We start from the raw sequence: 18519 nt of genomic DNA on the forward strand, positions 1-18519 counted from the left end.
GAATCGTTTCTCGTGATCTATATCGGGACGTGCGGGTTTGCTTATCGCGACTGGATCGGTTCGTTCTACCCGCCCAAGACCAAGCCCGACGAAATGCTGGGCTACTACGCCCGGCGTTTCACCGCCGTCGAGATCGACGCCACGTACTACGGCGTTCTCGACCGGCGTTCCGTGCAGCGCATGGACGCGCGGACGCCCGACGGCTTTCGATTCAGCTTCAAGGCTCCTAAAAGCCTCACGCACGCCCCCGGCGCGGCCGAGGCGCCGAGCGACGAACTGACGCGATTTATCGAGAGCCTAGCCCCGGTCGCGGCTTCCGGAAAACTCGCGAGCGTGCTGCTGCAATTTCCGCCGGCGTTTCTACCGACCCCGCGAAACCACGACTATCTCAAACGCGTGGCCGCCTGGTTGCGCGGCGTGCCGCTCGTGGCGGAATTTCGCGAAGCGGCGTGGCAGACCGGCGAAACGCTGGCGTTGTTGCGCGCGCTGCACGTCGGTTGGTGTAATCTCGATATGCCCTCGCTGGAATCGTTGCTAGCGCCCTCGACCGATGCGACCTCGCCGGTCGGGTACGTGCGGTTTCACGGCCGCAACGCCGAACGGTGGTTGACCGGCGATCGAATCACCCGTTACGCGTACGCCTATAGCCGCGAAGAACTCGAACCGTGGCGGGAGCGCCTTCTCGCCATCGCCGCGCACACGCAAGCGACGTATGCGTTTTTCAACAATCATGCGCGTGGAGGTGCGGCGCGCGATGCTGCGACACTCGAGAGCCTGCTCGAAGCCCGGTGCCCGGGCGAGGATAACGTGCTTGCCCGCGCTCCGGGAGGGAACCCCGAACAGCGCGCGCTACCCGGCTTCTCATGAACGCGGTGATTACGGCCGGCGGGCGCATCGACGGAGCGTATGCCGCGGCGGCGGGTACGGCCATTAAAGCACTGGCCCCGGTTCGCGGCGCGCCGATGATCGAACGCGTGGTGGAAGCGGTGCGCGGTGCGGGTATCGATCGCATCGCGATGGTGGGCCCCGCAGCGGTGCGCGACGCGTGCGCGGAGCGCGTCGATCGATTCATCGACGAAGGGGTGACCGGCAGCCAGAACGTGCAGTTCGCGCTTCGCTCGTGGGCCGACGACGAGCCGCTCCTATACGTCACGAGCGATCTGCCGTATATAACCGCGGACGCGCTGCGGGATGCCGTGCAGCGAACGACGGCCGGCGTTCTGACGATGCCCGTCGCGGAGTGCGACGCGTTCGAACGGCGCTTCCCCGATGCGCCGCCCTTCGGCATCACGCTGGCCGGCGAACGGATCGTCAACGCCGGCGTTTTCGTCATTCCCGCAGGTGCATCCATGGCGATCGCGCGCCGAGCAGCGCAGTTGTTCGATGCGCGCAAGGCTCCGCTGCAAATGGCGGGCTTGGTCGGGCCTTCGTTCCTGTTGCGGATGCTTTTGGGGCGATTGACGATCGCGGCTATCGAGAAGCGGGCGTGGCGCGTGCTCGGATATCCCGCCATGGCGTTGCGCGGATGCGCGCCGGAACTCGCATACGATGCGGATACGTACGCGGAGTATCGCTACGCGAGCACGCGTGCCTGATCGCGCGAGCCCGTTCCGGCTTGCCGTATTATGGTTCGGTATCCAGAGCGTATGGGGTGCGGTGCTGGGCATCTCGTTGCAGGCGCGCTGCTTGGCGCTGGGTGGGGAGCATGCCCTGGCGGCGTACGCGCGCATCTCGATCGCAGGCGCGCTTGCCGCGGCGGTGGCACAACTGCTCGTAGGCCCGCTCTCCGATGCGCGTCGTCGCGCGGGCGATAGCCGCATCGCCTTTTATGCGCTGGGTGTGGTCGTAGGTGCGGTCGCCATCGTGGGCTTCTACCGCGCATCGAGTATCGGTTCGCTCGTCGTGTGGTTCGCGCTCTTGCAGTTCGCGTTGAACGTGGCCATCGGGCCGTATCAAGCGATCGTTCCGGATGTTTTCGAGCCGGGGCGAATCGGACGCGCCTCCGGATGGATGGCCGGTATGCAGAGCGCGGGCAACGCAACCGGAGCGATTCTCGCGAGCGTAGTGCTGGCTCCGACGGCGCTCGCGTTCACCTTGGCGGCGGTCCTCGTCGGTAGTGCGGCATGCACGATCGCCCATCTCGCACGGGTGAGCCTGCAACCGATCCACGGCATCGCGCGATTAGCGGTGAGCCGGACGCTGATCGACTTGTTCGTTTCGCGCGCGTTGATGTACGTGGGATTCTATACGTTACTCGGCTATCTGCTGTTCTACGTGCGCGACGTGTTGCCGAAAGGCTTCGGCATCCCGGTGCAGCTCGCGAGCGGATTGTGCATTCTCGCGTTCACGTTGTTAGGCGCGCTCGGCGCGTCCTTGGCGGCGCGCCCGTCCGACCGGTTCGACGAACGATGGATCGTGACGGTCGGCGGCGCCATCGTGTCGATCGCGATTGCGGTGTTGGCTTTAGCCACCGCATTACCGGTACTCCCGGTCGCAATCGCGCTTGCCGGCTGCGGCTGGGGCGTTTTTCTGTGCGCCGACTGGGCCTTCGCCTGCAGAACCCTGCCGGCGGGCGCTATGGCGACGACGATGGCGGTCTGGAACCTCGCCGTGGTCGTGCCGCAGGTCCTCGCGCCGCTTCTCGCGACCGCCCTGCTGGTACGCACGGGGGAGTTGGCGGGCCCGAACGGGCCGCGGATCGCCTTTGGGCTCGCCGCGGTGGAAATTGCATGCGGCGTAGCTTGGATTTGGCGTTTACCGCCCAGCCGAGCGGGGCATAACCGATATGACTCGGCAAGCGTTCGGAACTGTTCCTCGGTCTCGGACGTTTAGTTGAGCAGGGCGGTTGCACCGCCCTGGAAGCAAGTACCAAGTACTCTTAAGGAGGCATTCGTGAAACGACTGAGCACCGGAGTCCTCGCCGCGCTGTTAGCAGCCGGTCTTGGGCTTGGCGCGGTCGCCGCTCCGCTGGTCTCGCAAGCACAGGGAAACTCTGGAAACACTGTGGTTGCGCAAGCTAGCACGGGCACGACCCCGGCGGCAAACTTCGGAACTCCGCCGTCCGGCCAAATTCCGATTCTATATAACGATCATCACGTGTACAGCAAGCCCGATGTCCTCAAGCAGGGCCGCGTTCTCGCTGCGCTCGTGAAGGGCGGCACCGTGCTGATCCCATTGCGCTCGATGTTCGAGCAGATGGGCGCGTCGGTTTCGTACGACGCCGCAAGCAAGACCGTGACGGTTACTAAACCCGGCGCCGAGGTCAAAGTGACCGTCGGCAAACCGGAAGTGATGATCAACGGCGAATCGCGTCCCCTGGACGTCCCGCCGATGCTCTACAATGGCAGCGTCCTCGTGCCGCTCCGCGTTATTTCGGAGGGCATGGGAGCCTATGTCGAATGGGTCCCCGACAAGCAGCTTGTCGTGGTCCGCTATCTTCCCCCGACCCCACCGCCCGCACCGGCGCCGACGGAAGAGCCGACCGCGGCTCCTACCGCTCCCCCGACTCCGACCCCCGCACCGGTAGCGACCCCGTACCTCGATAAGTTCATCGCCGGCGATTACATCATTTCGCCGAAGGTGTACAACGAGTTTAGCCCGGGCAACACCGGCAAGAGCTCGTACGCGGTCCGTGGCGGCTTCGAGTTCAACGCCTTCGACCTGCCGTGGATGCTGGAAGGCACCTACACGCAGTTCGGCTACCCGCATAACCAGGGCGTTGCGACGCCTGCCGGTTACGCTCCGTCCGTCAACGACCAGTGCGCGGCACTTGGCGTCCCGGCCGGCGACCAGGGTTGCGTTACGAACATCGGCGGCGTAGGCCAGACCTTCGTCCCGGCGTTCACGGCGCGCGATCAAGACTTTGACGGCCGCTTCGGCCTCAAAGTGGCGAACCCGCGCATCTACATCGGCGTTGGCTATCTCTGGCGCACCAACAACTACGGCTATCCGAAAGAGAACGGCTTCGGCTTCGGGATCGAAAAGCTCCCGGACCTCAATCAGGCGCTCTCGTTCTACGGTAGTGCGTGGTACTACCCGAACCTCAAGGGTAACTACACGACGGTTACTGGCACCCAGTATTCCCTCGCGTATCGACTCTTGAAGTACCAGGTCGGTGCGGCCTACGTCCTCGGCAACAGCCCGGTCTTCCTCGACCTCGGCTGGATCGGCGAGAACGGCATGAACAAGGAAAACGCTCCTTCGGGCTTCACTGCAAACGGTCCGTATCTGGGCCTCGGCATCAAGTTCTAAGCAGCACCATCCACAGGGATGAAAGAAACGGGGCTCGGCATCGCCGGGCCCCGTTTCTTATGCCGCCCGGCTCAGAAGCCGGTCGCATATGGCGTAAATCCGCGTCGCGCGTCTGCGTACCCGATCCGATACGTGTCCATCAACGAGCGCTCGTCGTCGAAGCCGATCACGTCGACCGGCAATTCCTTCTGTGGACGCAGGGTGCGAATGTCGACGTCGTAGAGCGATTGCACGAACTGCCCGAGATTCTCGCTATCGGCGTGTCCGTTCGAAGCCCGATTGTTCGGATTTTGCCCGTTCATGCCCAAAATCGCGCGCTTGCCGAACGTTTCAAAATACGCCGCGCGTAGATCGGCTTCGAGAATGCGTTTCTGCATTGCTCCGAATGCGCCGCTGGCGATCTCGATGGCGCTACCGTACGAATACGCCTCGACGGGTGGATCTAAGAAGACGACGTCGATGGCCTTCGCTCCGGCGCGCGCGACGCCCACCGGCGTGTTCGCCGTCACGCCCCCGTCGACGTACTGCGCAGGACTCCCGTCGACACCCGGCAGCGTCACCGGATCGAAGGCGATGGGTATCGCGGCGGAGGCCTGCAAGGCGTCGACGAGCAGATCCGGCGTTGCTAAGCGCAGCACGGTGTCGGATCCAACGGTGGCCGTCAGGGCGCGAACGGCCGCCGCCTTGGTCGCGGCGTCGGGAGCCTCCGGAAGCAACGCAAAGAACTCCGGCTGCTGCGTCGTGAGGTTCGTGACCGTCCATACGAAAGGCGTGAGGACCGGGCGCGCGGGGTCGATATATTGCCCCAGCCAACCGCGCAAGTAAGCGCCGTCGAGAACGCCTTTCACGCGAGAATTGAGGCCGAGCGCCAAACGCATGGCCTGCCAGATACGCGTGCCGACGCCGGCTTGTTCCTCCGGGATGGTCGCGAACTCTCGCTTGAGGCGAATCACGCGTTGTCGAGCGATCGAATACCAAAGATGGCGGAGCAGCCGATACTGTCCGGTTGCTACGAAGTAGCCGTTGAGCGCGCCGATCGAGGTGCCGCAAACCAGGCCGTAGGGGCTCAGCGGCCGGCCGTCGGCAAGGGAGCGGTCGGCCACCATTGCGGCGATCAATCCGGCCTGATACGATCCCCGTGCGCCGCCTCCCGAGAGGACCAGGGCGCGATCGACGCGATGAAACCCGGCAGCCTCCGGAACCTCGGTTCCGGATATTGCGGGCGAGCGTCGCGGGCTTGCGGCCACGAGGCTTCCCGCCGCGGTCAGACTCATAAAGGAGGCTCGCGAGAGGCTGCTTTTCATATATCTGGGCTTTTTGCGCTTGACCCTTACGGCCCCCCTAAGGTAAGATACGGCCTTGGCGCTGCTCTCTCTCGGAGCGGCGCACGCGGCATCACCGTGGGTTGCGCTCGCGCGCAAGCCACCCGGACGCAATCGCCGAGCGTCCGCGGATGAGATGGAGTCGATCGCTACGCGATCGGACTGCGTCGAGGCGACGACACCCCGTCGTTCGGGGAAGGAAAAACGTCGGAGATTTCAAGTCTTGGCTGCCAAAAAGCAAACTAAAACGCGTCGTAAGCGTGAGATTAAGAACGTCCAATCGGGCGTTACCCACGTACACGCGTCGTTCAATAACACGATCGTCACGATCGCCGACACGCACGGCAACGTCGTTTCGTGGGCCTCAGCCGGTAACCTCGGCTTCAAGGGCTCTAAGAAATCGACGCCGTTCGCCGCTCAGATGGCCGCCGAAGCCGCCGCTCGCAAAGCGATGGATCACGGCATGAAGAGCACCGAAGTGCTCGTAAAAGGCCCGGGCGCGGGGCGTGAGGCTGCGATCCGTTCGCTTCAAGCCGCCGGTCTCGAAATCACCCTCATCAAAGATGTCACGCCGATTCCACACAATGGTTGCCGCCCGCCCAAGCGTCGGCGCGTGTAACTAGGAGCTATAGAGAGAGCATATGTCGCGCTATACTGGACCCGTTTGCCGTCTCTGCCGCCGCGAAACCGCCGCGAGCAAGACCGGTGAAAAAATCAAACTCTTCCTCAAAGGTGACCGCTGCCTATCGAGAAAGTGCGCCGTCGAGCGCCGCGGTACGGCTCCGGGCCAAAAGACGCAAGGCAAGCAGCGTCAGAAAATCTCCGAGTACGGCCGTCAGCTTCGCGAGAAGCAGAAGATGCGTCGTTATTACGGCGTGCACGAAACGCAATTCGAAAACTATTTCCGCGAGGCGGCCCGCGTTCCCGGACAGACCGGGCGCACGTTCTTGCAAATGCTCGAGCGTCGTCTCGATAACGTCGTGTACCGGCTCAATCTTGCGGCGAGCCGTTCGCAGGCCCGCCAGCTGGTTACGCACCGTCACTTCCGCGTCAACGGCAAATTGGTGAACGTCCCGTCGTTCATCGTCAAGCCGGGCGACGTACTTTCGATCGGCGAGCGTAGCCTGAAGTCTCCGGTGTTTGCAGCCAACCTCGAAGTCGCCGGCAGCCGCCGGCCGCCCGAGTGGCTCGAATGGAACGACACCGAGAAAACCGGTAAGGTCGTTCAGCTTCCGTCGCGCGAGCAAATCGACACGCCGGTTGACGAACAACTCATCGTCGAGTTCTATTCACGCTAATTTACTCACACCGCCGCTAGGCGTGGGATCGCGCACCGTCTGGGACGGTGCGCGGATAACGTAAGCGGCAACGAAGGAAACGCCACACTACCCATGACGACATTTGAAACCGCCGCAGGCGCCACGATCGAAGTACGCGAGCGCCGCGAAAACTATGCCAAATTCACGATCGAGCCGCTCGATCGCGGCTTTGGCATTACGCTCGGTAACGCTCTGCGCCGCATGCTGCTCAGCGCGATTCCCGGCGCCGCCATCACGTACATGAAGATCGACGGCGTGCTTCATGAGTTTTCGACGATCCCGGGGATGGTCGAGGACACGATCGCGCTGATGCTCAACCTCAAAGGCTTGCCGGTTAAGCTCAACAGCGACGAACCCAAAGTGGTCACGCTCTCGGTCTCCGGATCGCGCGAAGTGACCGCCGCCGACATCGCGCCGGACGCGGACGTGGAGATTCTCGAACCCAACTACCACATCGCGACGCTTTCGTCCAAAGATGCGAAGCTCTCGATGGAGTTGGGCGTCGAAATGGGACGCGGCTACGTCATGGCCGACAAGCAACGCAACGTCGAGCACATGATCGGGCTCATTCCGCTCGATTCGATCTTCTCGCCGATTCGCAAAGTCAACTTCACCGTCGACGACACCCGCGTCGGGCAGAGCGTCGATTTCGACCGGCTCGTCCTCGAAATCGAGACCAACGGCTCGATCACGCCCGACGAGGCGCTCGCGACCGCTGCGCGCATTCTGCAGGAGCAGTTCGAGCTATTCGTCGGATTCACGAATCGCGCCGAGCCGCTTCCGGAAGCGCCGCCCAACGAGTGGGACATTCCGGTGGAGTCGCTCAACCTTTCGGTGCGCTCGTTCAACTGCCTCAAGCGCGCCGGGATTTCGAAGATATCCGAACTTCTCGACCTTACCGAAGACGAAATCATGAAGATGCGCAACTTCGGCAAGAAGTCGCTAGACGAAATCAAACAAGTACTTGAAGAGAGGGGGCTCTCGCTGCGTCTTTCGTAGCGAGTATCATCATGCCGCATCAAATCGCATACAAGCGCCTATCGCGCACGGACGGTCATCGCAAGGCGTTGCTGCGCAATCTCGCAACCTCGCTGTTCAAGCACGAGAAAATCGAAACGACCTCGACCAAAGCAAAAGAGATCAGCAAAGTGGCCGAGCGTCTCATTACCACCGCGATGAAAGGCGATCTCGCCGCGCGGCGCAATCTGGCGGAGTTCATCACCGAGCCGGCCGTCGTAAAGAAGCTCGTCGAACAAATCGCCCCTTCGCTCAAGGGCCGTAATGGCGGATATACGCGAATTACGAAGACGCGCGTGCGCAACGGCGACGCGGCCGAACTCTCGCTCATCGAGCTTGTTCGCTAAACCAACGTACCGGAATGAAATAAACGCACGGCGCTCGAACCGTTTCGAGCCGCCGTGTGTTTTTTTATAGCATGGAGTACGCACCGCTGCTGCGCCGGTTGCTCGCCGGCGAACACCTCGAGGCATCGCAGTCGGCCGACCTGATCGGATCGATCATGGATGGTTCGTTGACGGCGATCCAGGGCGCGGGCGCCTTGGCGGCGCTTGCCGCCAAGGGCGAACACGTGGACGAGATCGTGGGCGCGGCGCGCGCGATGCGCGAGCGCAGCCTGCACGTCGAGCATCGGCTCGAGCTGCTCGTCGACGTCGTCGGAACCGGCGGCGATGGCGCCAACACGGTCAACATCTCAACCATGGCCGCGTTAGCGGTGGCAGCCTGCGGCGTACCGGTCGCGAAGCACGGGAATCGCGCCGCTTCCAGCGCGTGCGGTAGCGCCGACGTCCTGGAAGCCGCGGGGCTACCGCTTGACGTAGCGCCCGAGCGCGCCGCGCAGATGCTGGAGTTGTCCAACTTTACGTTCATGTTCGCACCTCGCTACCATCCCGCGATGAAGAATATCGCACCCATTCGTCGAGAGTTGGGCGTGCGGACCATCTTCAACGTTCTCGGCCCGCTTACGAACCCGGCCAAGGCCAACGTGCAAATCGTCGGGGTGGCCCGCGAATCGCTGACCGGGCTGGTCGGTGACGTATTGCGCGACCTCGGCGTTCGACGTGGCGCCGTCGTTCACGGCGCGGGCGGAATCGACGAAGTCGCCGGACACGGAGTCTCCACGGTGTACTCGTTCGACGAAACGGGCGCTCACCGTTGGGAACTGGACCCGAGCGATTACGGCGTCAGCACTCCGCTGTCATCGATCGTCGCCGGATCGACGGCGCTCTGCGCCGAGGCGTTCTTTTCGATTCTGGGCGGGGAGCGTTCCGCTCGAGCCGATGTCGTCGCGCTGAACGCGGCCCTTGCGTTATTCACGGCGGGGAGTGAAACGAGGATGGAACGGGCGTTCGAGCGCGCGCGCGAGACGTTATTGAGCGGCGCGGCGCTACGGACGTTCGAACGCGCTAAGGAGATTGCTCGTGGATGACGTCCTAAAGAAGATCTATGAAGCCCGAGCCCGGCGCCTCGAAGTCGAAATGCGCGACGAGCCCTATGCGGCCTTGCGCGAGCGCGCGCTCGCGACTGTTAGCAACCGCCGCCCATTTTTGGCCACCCTGCGGGCCAGCAACGGAACCGCCGTCATTGCGGAGATCAAACGGGCGTCGCCGTCGGCGGGGCTCATCGCTCACAATTTCGATCACGTCGCAATCGGGCGCTTGTACGAAAGCGCCGGCGCCGATGCGATCAGCGTATTGACCGAGCGCGATCATTTTTTGGGCGATCTGCATTTCTTGCAGGACGTGCGCGATGCAACGAAGCTGCCGCTTTTGCGCAAAGATTTTCTGAGCGGTCCTTACGAGGTCGCGCAGTCGGCCGCATACGGAGCGGACTGCATTCTCCTGATCGTCGCGGGACTCGACGATGCGAGCATCGGCGCGTGCCTCGACGAGGCGCGACTCTTCGGCCTCGACGTCTTGGTGGAAGTGCACGGCGAAGACGAGCTCGAACGTGCCCTTACCCTCGGAGCAACGCTGATCGGCGTCAACAACCGCAATTTACGAACCATGACGACCAACCTCGCCGTCAGCGAGTGTATTCTTCCGCTGGTGCCGCCGGAGATCTTTGCGATTAGCGAGAGCGGGATGAGCGGCCCTCGCGACGTCGAGCGGCTCACACGGGCGGGCGCGCGCGGCGTTCTGGTCGGAGAGTCGCTGATGCGTTCGGAGGATCCGGCACAACAGATCGTGGCAATGAAGGCATGCACGCGCGCGTAAAGTTCTGCGGTATGACCGGCGTGGATGACGTGGTGTTAGCCGGGCGCAGCGGCGCCTCGCACTTCGGCATGATCTTCGCGCCGTCGGAGCGATTGATTGCATGGAGCGCCGCGGAGGCAATCGCTCGCGAGCTTTCGGCCGAGTCGCCGATTCCGGTAGCGGTCTTTGTGGACCCGAGCCGGGACGAGGTGGGTCGCGTCCTCGAGTTGTTCCCGCAAGCGCTGCTGCAATTCTCGGGAAACGAGAGCCCGAGCTGGATCGCACCGTACGCGCGGCGTGCGGTAAAGGTTATCCACGTCGGCGCGCAGGACGCCACCGGTTCGCTGCGCGAGCGTTGCAACCGATACGAAGAAGCGACCGTTATGTTCGATACGGGGAGCACGGGGCTCGCCGGCGGCAGCGGTACGCCCTTTGCGTGGGAGATCGTGGAGCCGATCGCGCGGGAGCGGCCGGTGTGGATTGCCGGCGGGTTGCGTGCGCAAAACGTCGCCGCCTGTATTACAGCGATTCATCCTTTCGGTGTCGACGCGCGCAGCGGCATCGAAACGGATGGGCGTAAGGATTTCGATAAAATGCGCGCATTCATCACGGCCGTACGGGATAGCGATGCAACCTGATTCACGCGGTTACTTTGGTGCTTTCGGCGGACGCTTCGTTCCGGAAGTGTTGGTTGGAGCGCTGGAGGCATTGGAGCAGGCGCTCGCCCTGGCGGTTGCGGACCCGTCTTTTTGGAGCGAATATCACGCCATCTTGCGCGATTTCGTCGGCCGCCCGTCGGCGTTATACCGCGCGGAGCGATACGCGCAGGATCGCTCGGACGTTCCGTTTATCGTCAAGCGAGAAGACACCAATCATACCGGCGCCCACAAGATCAATAATACCGTCGGCCAAGCGCTGCTCGCGCGCCGTATGGGAAAGAAGCGGCTAATCGCCGAGACGGGCGCCGGGCAACACGGCGTAGCCACCGCTACGGTCGGCGCGAAGCTCGGGTTTCCGGTTGACGTCTACATGGGCGCGCTCGATATCGAACGTCAGGCGCTCAACGTCTACATCATGAAACTCTTGGGTGCGACCGTGCATCCGGTGACGGGCGGCACGCAGACCCTCAAAGACGCGACCAACGAAGCCTTTCGCGTTTGGGCGTCGGAGGTGGACGAGACGTTCTACGTCATCGGTAGCGTCGTGGGCGCGCACCCGTATCCGTACATGGTTCGCGAATTCCAACGGGTGATCGGCGACGAAACGCGCGCTCAGTGTTTGGAGCGGTTCGGCCGCTTACCGAGCGACGTGATCGCGTGCGTGGGCGGCGGCAGTAACGCGATCGGCATGTTCGCCGCGTTCCTGGACGACCCGAGCGTTCGGCTCTGGGGTGTCGAAGCCGCCGGCGAGGGGATCGCGTCGGGCCGGACGGCGGCCGCGCTCGGCGCCGGTAGCGTCGGTATCTTGCACGGGTCGCGATCGTATCTGTTGCAGTCCGAGCGCGGACAAGTACAAGATACGCATTCGATCAGCGCCGGGCTGGATTATCCCGGCGTCGGTCCCGAGCACGCATTTCTCAAAGATTCGGGGCGGGCTACCTACGTGCCGATTACCGACGATGAAGCGCTTGAAGCGTTCCACGGGTTCGCTCGGAGCGAAGGCATCATTCCCGCTTTGGAGAGCGCGCACGCGTTGGCGTTCGCACGCAAGCTTGCCGCCGAGCGCGGGAGCGACGATTTAATCGTCGTCAATCTCAGCGGCCGCGGCGATAAGGACATCGCCCAGGTTCGCGCGCACGAACGGGCGGCAGGTTGATGTTGGGAGAGATCTTCGATCGAGCGCGCCGGGAAGGCCGTTCGGCGCTTATTCCGTACGTCATGGCCGGCGATCCGGATATGGCAACGTGCGAGCGCGTGCTTCACGCGTTGGCGCGAGCCGGTGCGGACGCCATCGAACTGGGCGTTCCGTACGGAGACCCGCTCGCCGACGGGCCGACCATCGCGGCTGCCGGCCAACGCGCGCTCGCGCACGATATCGGCATCGCGGAGGTGCTCGCGCTGGTGCGCAGATACCGGGATGCGGGCGGCGTGCCGATCGTGCTGTTTACGTACTTTAACCCCGTCTACCAATACGGCATCGAACGCTTCGCTCGCGATCTCGCGCAGGCCGGCGGGAGCGGCGCGATCGTTCCCGACATCGCGCTGGAGGAATCGGCCGAATTGGCAGGCTTGCTCGCGCAGCACGGAATGGACATGCCGTTGCTGGTCGCGCCTTCAACCACACGCGAGCGCGCGCGAATCATCGTGGCCCAAGCCACCGGATTCGTGTACGTGGTATCGCGCATGGGCGTTACCGGCGCCAATACGGCCCCCAACTTCGACCCGTTGCGGTCGCAACTGGCGATGTTGCGCAGCCTTACCGCCACGCCGCTGGCGGTGGGTTTCGGCGTCAGCAACCCCGACCACGTGCGCGAGGTCGGCCCGCTAGCCGACGGCATTATCGTCGGGAGCGCGCTGATCGACGCGTATCGCGGCGTCGACGGAGAAGAAGCGGAGGAGCGGGCGGGACGTTTCATCGCGTCCTTGAGGGCCGCATCGGTTCGATAGCGCCTGCGAGCGCGAGGCGCTAAAGCGATGCTCGATCCTCGCGAAGGTGCAACGACATCAGGATCGTGTCCCAGATTTGTCCATCGTCGCGCGTGACGTCGCGTTCGAATCGTTCGACCTCGACGAATCCTTTGCGCTGGTAAAGCGCGCGCGCCCGGGTGTTGTGCGGGAAAACCAACAGATGGATGGCCGGTAGCCCGCGCTCGGTAGCCCAACGAATGCAGGCGTCCATCAACGCCGCGCCGACACGTTGCCCGCGATACGGCGCATCGACGAGCATGCCCAGCGTCGGCCCGAAGGCTTCGTGCTCGTTCACGGCAAGCATTCCCACGATGCGCTCGCCGTCGCATGCGACGAAGAGCGGCCGATTCGAATCGGCGAGATTGTGGAGCCAGCGTTCGCGATAGAGATCGCGGTCGAAGCCGGGCTCGGTGCCGATCCAGAGGCGCTCGGCGGCAACCGATTCGAAGAGTTGCAAGAGCGGTTCGAAATCGGCGATGTGGCCGCGGCGAATGACAAAAGCCCGCATTGCTGCGGGCCCTTCGCGCCGATATCGGCTCGGAACTGCTTAGACGGATGCCGGTATGGTTCCCAATCCGAAGCGCTTGTCGGCATCGTCGCTGATGAACCGGCCGATCGCGAGCGACGACGTTGCCGCCGGCGAAGGGGCGTTACGCACGTGCACGACGCCTTCGTCGCCCTCGAAAACGAAGTCGTCGACCTGCGTGCCGTCGGCCATCATGGCTTGCGCTCGGACGCCCGAGGGGCCCGGGAGCGTATCTTCAACCTTCAAGTCGGGAATGTAGCGTTGCAGTGCTTTCACGTATGCGCCGCGCAGCAAGTCGCGGTACATCTCGCCCATGCCGGTCGAGAAATACTTCGATGCGAGCTTGATGAAGCCGGGGTAGGTCAGCGTCTCGAGCAGATCGCCCGGGTTGATCGTGGTGAACGTGTAGCCTTCGCGCGCGAACGCGAGGACGGCGTTGGGCCCGAGCCAGATATCGCCGTTCATGCGCGGCGTAAAATGGACGCCTAAGAACGGGAAGCTCGGATCGGGCACCGGATAAATGTTGCCCTTCACGAGATCGCGCTTATCGGGTTTGAGGATCAGGTAGTCTCCGCGGAACGGAACGATCTTCGGATCGCTGCCGCCGCCGGTCATGCGCGCGAGCCGATCCGATTGCAAGCCGCCGCACGTGATGACGTACTTCGCTTGGTAATCGCCTTGGTTCGTATCGAGGACGGCCACGCCGCCTTTGCGCGAAATGCCTTTCACCTCGCAGCCGGTGTAGATTTCGCCCCCGGCGGCCTTGATGTCGTCACCGTAGCTCCGCGCGACCACGCCGTAGTCGACGATGCCCGTCACCGGCGAGAAGATCGCTTTGATGCCGCGGCAATGCGGCTCGCGTTCGCTGATGCCCTTCACGTCGACGATCTCAAGATTCTCGATGCCGTTTTCGATGCCGCGCTGATAGAGGTCGTCGAGCAGCGGGAGCTCGCGCTCTTCGGTGGCGACGATGAGCTTGCCCACGCCCTTCCACGGGATCGCCTTGGCATCGCAGTACTCCCAGAGCGAGCGGCGACCTTCGACGCAGAGCTTGGCTTTCAGGGACCCCGGCTTGTAGTAAATGCCGGAATGGATCACGCCGCTGTTGTGCCCGGTCTGATGCTTGGCGAGAATCTCTTCTTTCTCGAGCACCACCAGCTTGAGATGGGGGTGGCGCAAAAGGAGCTCGCGCCCGGTCGCTAGGCCGACGATGCCACCGCCGACGATCGCAATATCGTACGTCATATCACCGACGATTCTCGCATCTGCGGGATGGGCCCGCTAGCGGAATAGTGGCAGGCCCGCTTGGCCGCGGTAGGGCAGAATGGAACCTGCAGGCCGGGTTGAAGACTCCCGTGTCCCCTCTGGATGCTTTTGTAAGGATAACCTATCGTGACGACCACGCTCGAACGCATCGCCCCTTTTCAGAATGAAGTCATCAAGTCGTTTACCGACCCTGCGGATATCGCGGCCATGCGTGCCGCGCTCGCGACGGTCAAGGCGACCTTCGGCAAACAGTATCCGCTGGTGATCGACGGCAAGCGCATCGAAACCGAGAAGAAGATCCGTTCGGTCAACCCGGCCGACCCGAGCCAAGTCGTCGGCATCGTGAGCTCCGCTTCGAAGGAGCAGGCCTTGCAGGCGGTCGATGCGGCCGCGCGCGCCTTCGAGAGCTGGAAGCGCCTCCCCGCGCACGAGCGCGCCGGATACATCTTCAAAGCCGCCGCGCTGATGCGCGAGCGCCGCTTCGAATACGACGCGCTGCTGGTGTATGAAGTGGGCAAGAGCTGGCCCGAAGCCGACGGAGATATCGCCGAGGCGATCGACTTCCTGGAGTTTTACGCGCGCGAGGCCCTGCGTTACGCGCAGCCGCAACCGATCGTGCCGGTTCCCGGCGAACAGAACGAGATGGTGTACATCCCGCTGGGGGTCGGCGCGGTGATCCCGCCGTGGAACTTCGCCGGCGCCATCATGGCCGGAATGACGGCTGCGGCGATCGTCGCCGGAAATACCGTCGTGCTCAAACCTTCGAGCGATTCCGCCGTCGTTGCGGCGTGGTTTGTCGATATGCTTACCGAAGCGGGCGTGCCGAACGGCGTCGTCAACTTCATCCCGGGTTCGGGCAGCGAGATCGGCGATCTCGTTGTCGCGCATCCCCAGATTCGCTTTATTTCGTTCACCGGCTCCAAAGAGGTGGGGCTGCACATCAACGAGCTCGCGGCTAAACCGCAACCGGGGCAGAAGTGGATCAAGCGGGTCGTCGCGGAGATGGGCGGTAAGGATTCGATCGTCGTCGCTGCCGATGCCGATATCGAGGCCGCGGTAGAAGGCGTCGTGATTTCGGCCTTTGGTTTTCAAGGGCAGAAGTGTTCGGCCTGTTCGCGCGCGATCGTGGATGCGGCGATCTACGACGATTTCGTCGAACGAGTCCGCGCCCGCGTTGCGAAGATCGCCGTCGGCGACCCGACCGATAACGGCAACTACATGGGCCCCGTGGTCAACGCCGGGGCGCTGAAATCGATCTCGGAGTATATCGAGATCGGCAAGCGTGAAGGGCGTCTGGTTTCCGGCGGCAAGCGGGTCGGCGAGACCGGATACTTCCTTGAGCCAACGGTGATCGCCGACGTCGCACCCGATGCGCGCATCTCGCAGGAAGAGATCTTCGGCCCGGTGCTCGCAATCGTTAAGGCGAACGACTTCGATCATGCGATCGAGATTGCAAACAACACCGAGTTCGGGCTGACGGGATCGATCTATACGACCGACGAGCGCAAAATCGAACGGGCGCGCGAAGATTTCTTCGTCGGCAATCTCTATTTCAACCGCAAGAGCACCGGCGCGCTCGTCGGCGCGCATCCGTTCGGCGGGTTCAACATGTCCGGTACCGATAGTAAAGCCGGCGGACGCGATTACTTGCTGCTGTTCTTGCAAGCCAAGTCGATGTCGCGCAAACTCGGCTGATCGGGGTGAAGCAGCTGCGTTTGCTCGCCAAGGCGGACCGTCGCGTCCGCCTTGGTCATGCTTGGGTCTTTTCGAACGAAGTCGATATCGCCGCAACCCCGCTCGCGGCGTTCGAACCGGGCGAACTGGCCGAGCTCACCGACATGCGCCGCAATCCGATCGGCATCGTCTACGTCAATCCGCGCGCGCTGATATGCGCGCGCGTCATTTCGCGCGACGTTCGTGCGACCATCGACGCCCGCTGGTTTGCCGCGCGCATTCGCCGCGCGCTCGCACTTCGCGAGCATGTGTTTGCAGCGCCGTACTATCGCTTGCTCTACGGTGAATCCGACGGAACGCCGGGAATCGTCCTCGACCGGTACGGCGACGTCTGCGTCGCGCAACTGAATACGGCCGGAGCGCTGGCCCTGCGCGAGCCGTTTCTGCAAGCCCTCAACGACGTGTTGGCTCCGAGCGGGGTCTTGGTTCGGAACTCGGGCGCCATGGCCGAACTGGAGGGGATCCCGGCCTTGGATGACGCGATCGGCGAGGTTCCCGACCGCATCACCATCCGCGAAGGGGACATGGAGCTGGACGCCCCGCTGCGCGCGGGACAGAAGACCGGGTATTTCTTCGACCAGCGCGATAACCGGGCTCGCTTGCGCCGCTACGTGAAGCCCGGTGACCGCGTCCTGGACGCATTCTCGTATGTCGGGGCCTGGGGTGTGAGCGCGGGCCTTGCGGGAGCTGGGGAGACCGTTTGCATCGATGCCTCCGCTCTGGCCATCGAGTACGCGACGCAAAACGGCGACCGAAATGGTACCCGTATCGACGGCATCGCCGGCGACGCGGTCGAGGAGATGGAGCGCCTTGCCGGGGAAGGGCGTCGCTTCGAGGTGGTCGTCATCGATCCGCCGGCCCTCATCAAGCGCCGCAAGGACCAAGCCGCCGGCGAGGGCCGTTACGCGCGCATCCACCGCGCCGCGCTCGGCGTGCTGGCACAGGACGGCTACCTGGTCTCATCGTCGTGTTCGCATCACCTAGCCGTCGAGCGGCTCACGCGAGTCGCGTACGACGCGGCTCGACAGGCCGGCCGGCGCCTCCAGCTCCTCGAGCGCCACGCGCACGCGCCGGACCACCCGATCCACCCCGCCATGCCGGAGACCGAGTACTTGAAAACGCTCTTCCTGCGAGCCTGATCCAAGCCGCTGCGTGAGCCCGGTTCTTGACCTTGCCGAGCGCAGCATCGGTTGACCGCATGACGGAGGGGGCTCATGAGCGAGCGGCGGCTTCGCGGGATCTGGACTTCAAAGCCGACCTATAAGGGCGCGGTTTCGACATTCCCCCTCTGCCGACTAGCATCGCACGAGACGTTTGTGGTACTCTAATAGTCCGGCCTTGTGCTGGGGGCGACGTTCGTCTGAGCACGGAAAATACTTCCCAATACGCTTGACATGGCTACCCCCCCGCGATATTATAGCCGACGTGGCCTGAGCGCCCCAGCACGAAAATGCGGTCGAAAGATCCGCTTAACGTGGTGTGGCAAACGGGTTCGCTCCTTGAAAACTGAACAGTGCAGTAGCGCATAAGTCTGTGGGTCTCCGACCTATAGAAGACAAGGTCGAAAGGCAATGTCTTTTGAGTCGAGAGATATCCGTACAATTTATGACTAGCGTCCGATCGAAGAGACGTGGTGAAAGCCATTTCTTTAAGAAGAGGCGCGAACTCGATTTTTCGTTTCGAGTTCTGAAATATAGTCAGCGAAGTTTTGAGAGCCATTTTTCAAGGCTCCATAATTTTTTATGGAGAGTTTGATCCTGGCTCAGGACTAACGCTGGCGGCGTGCCTAACACATGCAAGTCGAACGAGGTAGCAATACCTAGTGGCAGACGGGTGAGTAACGCGTGGTCAACCTACCTTTTAGTGGGGGATAACTAACCGAAAGGTTAGCTAATACCGCATACGATCGTCGAGTGGCATCACTTGACGATGAAAGGAGCAATCCGCTAAGAGACGGGACTGCGTCCCATTAGCTAGTTGGTGGGGTAACGGCCTACCAAGGCTCCGATGGGTAGCTGGCTTGAGAGAGCGACCAGCCACACTGGGACTGAGACACGGCCCAGACTCCTACGGGAGGCAGCAGTGAGGAATTTTCCGCAATGGGGGCAACCCTGACGGAGCGACGCCGCGTGTGGGAAGAAGGCCTTCGGGTCGTAAACCACTGTCGAAGGGGACGATATTGACGGTACCCTTGGAGGAAGCCCCGGCTAACTACGTGCCAGCAGCCGCGGTAAGACGTAGGGGGCAAGCGTTGTCCGGAAT

At 62.9% G+C, this 18519-nt stretch carries 17 protein-coding genes, 1 rRNA gene and 1 pseudogene; 16 read left to right on the forward strand and 3 right to left on the reverse strand.

Going from position 1 to position 18519, the window contains the following annotated elements:
* Nucleotides 1-12 precede the first annotated feature (12 nt).
* The 4 genes from VMW12_07295 to VMW12_07310 are packed head-to-tail and all read left to right on the forward strand — an operon-like array spanning nucleotide 13 to nucleotide 4251.
* Complete coding sequence (locus tag VMW12_07295) at nucleotides 13-867, forward strand: DUF72 domain-containing protein (GenBank protein HUZ49528.1); 855 nt, start codon at nucleotides 13-15, stop codon at nucleotides 865-867.
* A complete protein-coding gene (locus VMW12_07300) occupies nucleotides 864-1595 on the forward strand; it encodes an NTP transferase domain-containing protein (protein ID HUZ49529.1) in 732 nt (243 codons plus the stop codon). Before VMW12_07295 ends, VMW12_07300 begins: the two co-directional genes overlap by 4 nt.
* The gene (locus VMW12_07305) at nucleotides 1588-2832 is read left to right on the forward strand and encodes an MFS transporter (protein HUZ49530.1); all 1245 of its coding nucleotides are present in this window, start codon (nucleotides 1588-1590) and stop codon (nucleotides 2830-2832) included. The genes VMW12_07300 and VMW12_07305 overlap by 8 nt, the downstream gene beginning before the upstream one ends.
* 60 nt (nucleotides 2833-2892) lie before the next feature.
* Nucleotides 2893-4251: a copper amine oxidase N-terminal domain-containing protein gene (locus VMW12_07310; protein ID HUZ49531.1), complete on the forward strand. Its 1359-nt coding sequence runs from the start codon at nucleotides 2893-2895 to the stop codon at nucleotides 4249-4251.
* A gap of 71 nt (nucleotides 4252-4322) precedes the next feature.
* On the opposite strand, the gene VMW12_07315 is transcribed toward VMW12_07310, so the two are convergent.
* A complete protein-coding gene (locus tag VMW12_07315) occupies nucleotides 4323-5525 on the reverse strand; it encodes a patatin-like phospholipase family protein (GenBank protein HUZ49532.1) in 1203 nt (400 codons plus the stop codon).
* Between the two features lie 271 nt (nucleotides 5526-5796).
* On the opposite strand from VMW12_07315, the gene rpsK reads away from it, so the two are divergent.
* The 9 genes from rpsK to trpA all read left to right on the forward strand — a co-directional run bounded on the left by rpsK (nucleotide 5797) and on the right by trpA (nucleotide 12710).
* On the forward strand, nucleotides 5797-6192 hold the full coding sequence (gene rpsK, locus VMW12_07320; protein HUZ49533.1) for a 30S ribosomal protein S11: 396 nt from the start codon (nucleotides 5797-5799) through the stop codon (nucleotides 6190-6192).
* A 22-nt stretch (nucleotides 6193-6214) separates the two neighbouring features.
* On the forward strand, nucleotides 6215-6871 hold the full coding sequence (gene rpsD / locus VMW12_07325) for a 30S ribosomal protein S4 (protein HUZ49534.1): 657 nt from the start codon (nucleotides 6215-6217) through the stop codon (nucleotides 6869-6871).
* A gap of 93 nt (nucleotides 6872-6964) precedes the next feature.
* Nucleotides 6965-7891 (forward strand): DNA-directed RNA polymerase subunit alpha, encoded by a 927-nt coding sequence (locus VMW12_07330; protein HUZ49535.1) that lies wholly within the window; start codon nucleotides 6965-6967, stop codon nucleotides 7889-7891.
* 23 nt (nucleotides 7892-7914) lie between these two features.
* Nucleotides 7915-8256 (forward strand): 50S ribosomal protein L17, encoded by a 342-nt coding sequence (gene rplQ, locus VMW12_07335; GenBank protein HUZ49536.1) that lies wholly within the window; start codon nucleotides 7915-7917, stop codon nucleotides 8254-8256.
* A 56-nt stretch (nucleotides 8257-8312) separates the two neighbouring features.
* On the forward strand, nucleotides 8313-9338 hold the full coding sequence (gene trpD, locus VMW12_07340) for an anthranilate phosphoribosyltransferase (protein ID HUZ49537.1): 1026 nt from the start codon (nucleotides 8313-8315) through the stop codon (nucleotides 9336-9338).
* Entirely contained in the window at nucleotides 9331-10125 is a 795-nt protein-coding gene (gene trpC / locus VMW12_07345; protein HUZ49538.1) for an indole-3-glycerol phosphate synthase TrpC, read from the forward strand. The genes trpD and trpC overlap by 8 nt, the downstream gene beginning before the upstream one ends.
* Nucleotides 10110-10742, forward strand: coding sequence for a phosphoribosylanthranilate isomerase (locus VMW12_07350; GenBank protein ID HUZ49539.1), 633 nt, complete (start codon nucleotides 10110-10112; stop codon nucleotides 10740-10742). The genes trpC and VMW12_07350 overlap by 16 nt, the downstream gene beginning before the upstream one ends.
* Nucleotides 10732-11919, forward strand: a complete 1188-nt coding sequence (trpB, locus tag VMW12_07355) for a tryptophan synthase subunit beta (GenBank protein ID HUZ49540.1) — start codon at nucleotides 10732-10734, stop codon at nucleotides 11917-11919. The genes VMW12_07350 and trpB overlap by 11 nt, the downstream gene beginning before the upstream one ends.
* Nucleotides 11919-12710 (forward strand): tryptophan synthase subunit alpha, encoded by a 792-nt coding sequence (gene trpA / locus VMW12_07360; protein HUZ49541.1) that lies wholly within the window; start codon nucleotides 11919-11921, stop codon nucleotides 12708-12710. The genes trpB and trpA overlap by 1 nt, the downstream gene beginning before the upstream one ends.
* A gap of 19 nt (nucleotides 12711-12729) precedes the next feature.
* On the opposite strand, the pseudogene VMW12_07365 reads toward trpA, so the two are convergent.
* Both VMW12_07365 and lhgO read right to left on the reverse strand, forming a co-directional pair.
* A pseudogene (locus tag VMW12_07365) lies at nucleotides 12730-13248 on the reverse strand (GNAT family N-acetyltransferase).
* Between the two features lie 30 nt (nucleotides 13249-13278).
* Nucleotides 13279-14502: an L-2-hydroxyglutarate oxidase gene (lhgO, locus tag VMW12_07370; protein ID HUZ49542.1), complete on the reverse strand. Its 1224-nt coding sequence runs from the start codon at nucleotides 14500-14502 to the stop codon at nucleotides 13279-13281.
* 147 nt (nucleotides 14503-14649) lie between these two features.
* On the opposite strand from lhgO, the gene pruA reads away from it, so the two are divergent.
* The 3 genes from pruA to VMW12_07385 all read left to right on the forward strand — a co-directional run.
* Entirely contained in the window at nucleotides 14650-16218 is a 1569-nt protein-coding gene (gene pruA, locus VMW12_07375) for an L-glutamate gamma-semialdehyde dehydrogenase (GenBank protein HUZ49543.1), read from the forward strand.
* 5 nt (nucleotides 16219-16223) lie between these two features.
* On the forward strand, nucleotides 16224-17396 hold the full coding sequence (locus VMW12_07380; protein ID HUZ49544.1) for a class I SAM-dependent rRNA methyltransferase: 1173 nt from the start codon (nucleotides 16224-16226) through the stop codon (nucleotides 17394-17396).
* 600 nt (nucleotides 17397-17996) lie between these two features.
* Nucleotides 17997-18519 (forward strand): 16S ribosomal RNA (locus VMW12_07385); the annotation flags it as partial.

Source organism: Candidatus Dormiibacterota bacterium (assembly GCA_035532835.1).
GTDB lineage: Bacteria > Vulcanimicrobiota > Vulcanimicrobiia > Vulcanimicrobiales > Vulcanimicrobiaceae > DAHUXY01.

Excerpts from the sequence above, each read along its gene's own strand:
- VMW12_07300 (HUZ49529.1), top strand. The coding sequence starts at position 864 with ATGAACGCGGTGATTACGGCCGGCGGGCGCATCGACGGAGCGTATGCC.
- VMW12_07315 (HUZ49532.1), bottom strand. The coding sequence starts at position 5,525 with ATGAGTCTGACCGCGGCGGGAAGCCTCGTGGCCGCAAGCCCGCGACGC.
- rpsD (HUZ49534.1), top strand. The coding sequence starts at position 6,215 with ATGTCGCGCTATACTGGACCCGTTTGCCGTCTCTGCCGCCGCGAAACC.
- VMW12_07330 (HUZ49535.1), top strand. The coding sequence starts at position 6,965 with ATGACGACATTTGAAACCGCCGCAGGCGCCACGATCGAAGTACGCGAG.
- VMW12_07350 (HUZ49539.1), top strand. The coding sequence starts at position 10,110 with ATGCACGCGCGCGTAAAGTTCTGCGGTATGACCGGCGTGGATGACGTG.
- trpB (HUZ49540.1), top strand. The coding sequence starts at position 10,732 with ATGCAACCTGATTCACGCGGTTACTTTGGTGCTTTCGGCGGACGCTTC.
- trpA (HUZ49541.1), top strand. The coding sequence starts at position 11,919 with ATGTTGGGAGAGATCTTCGATCGAGCGCGCCGGGAAGGCCGTTCGGCG.
- lhgO (HUZ49542.1), bottom strand. The coding sequence starts at position 14,502 with ATGACGTACGATATTGCGATCGTCGGCGGTGGCATCGTCGGCCTAGCG.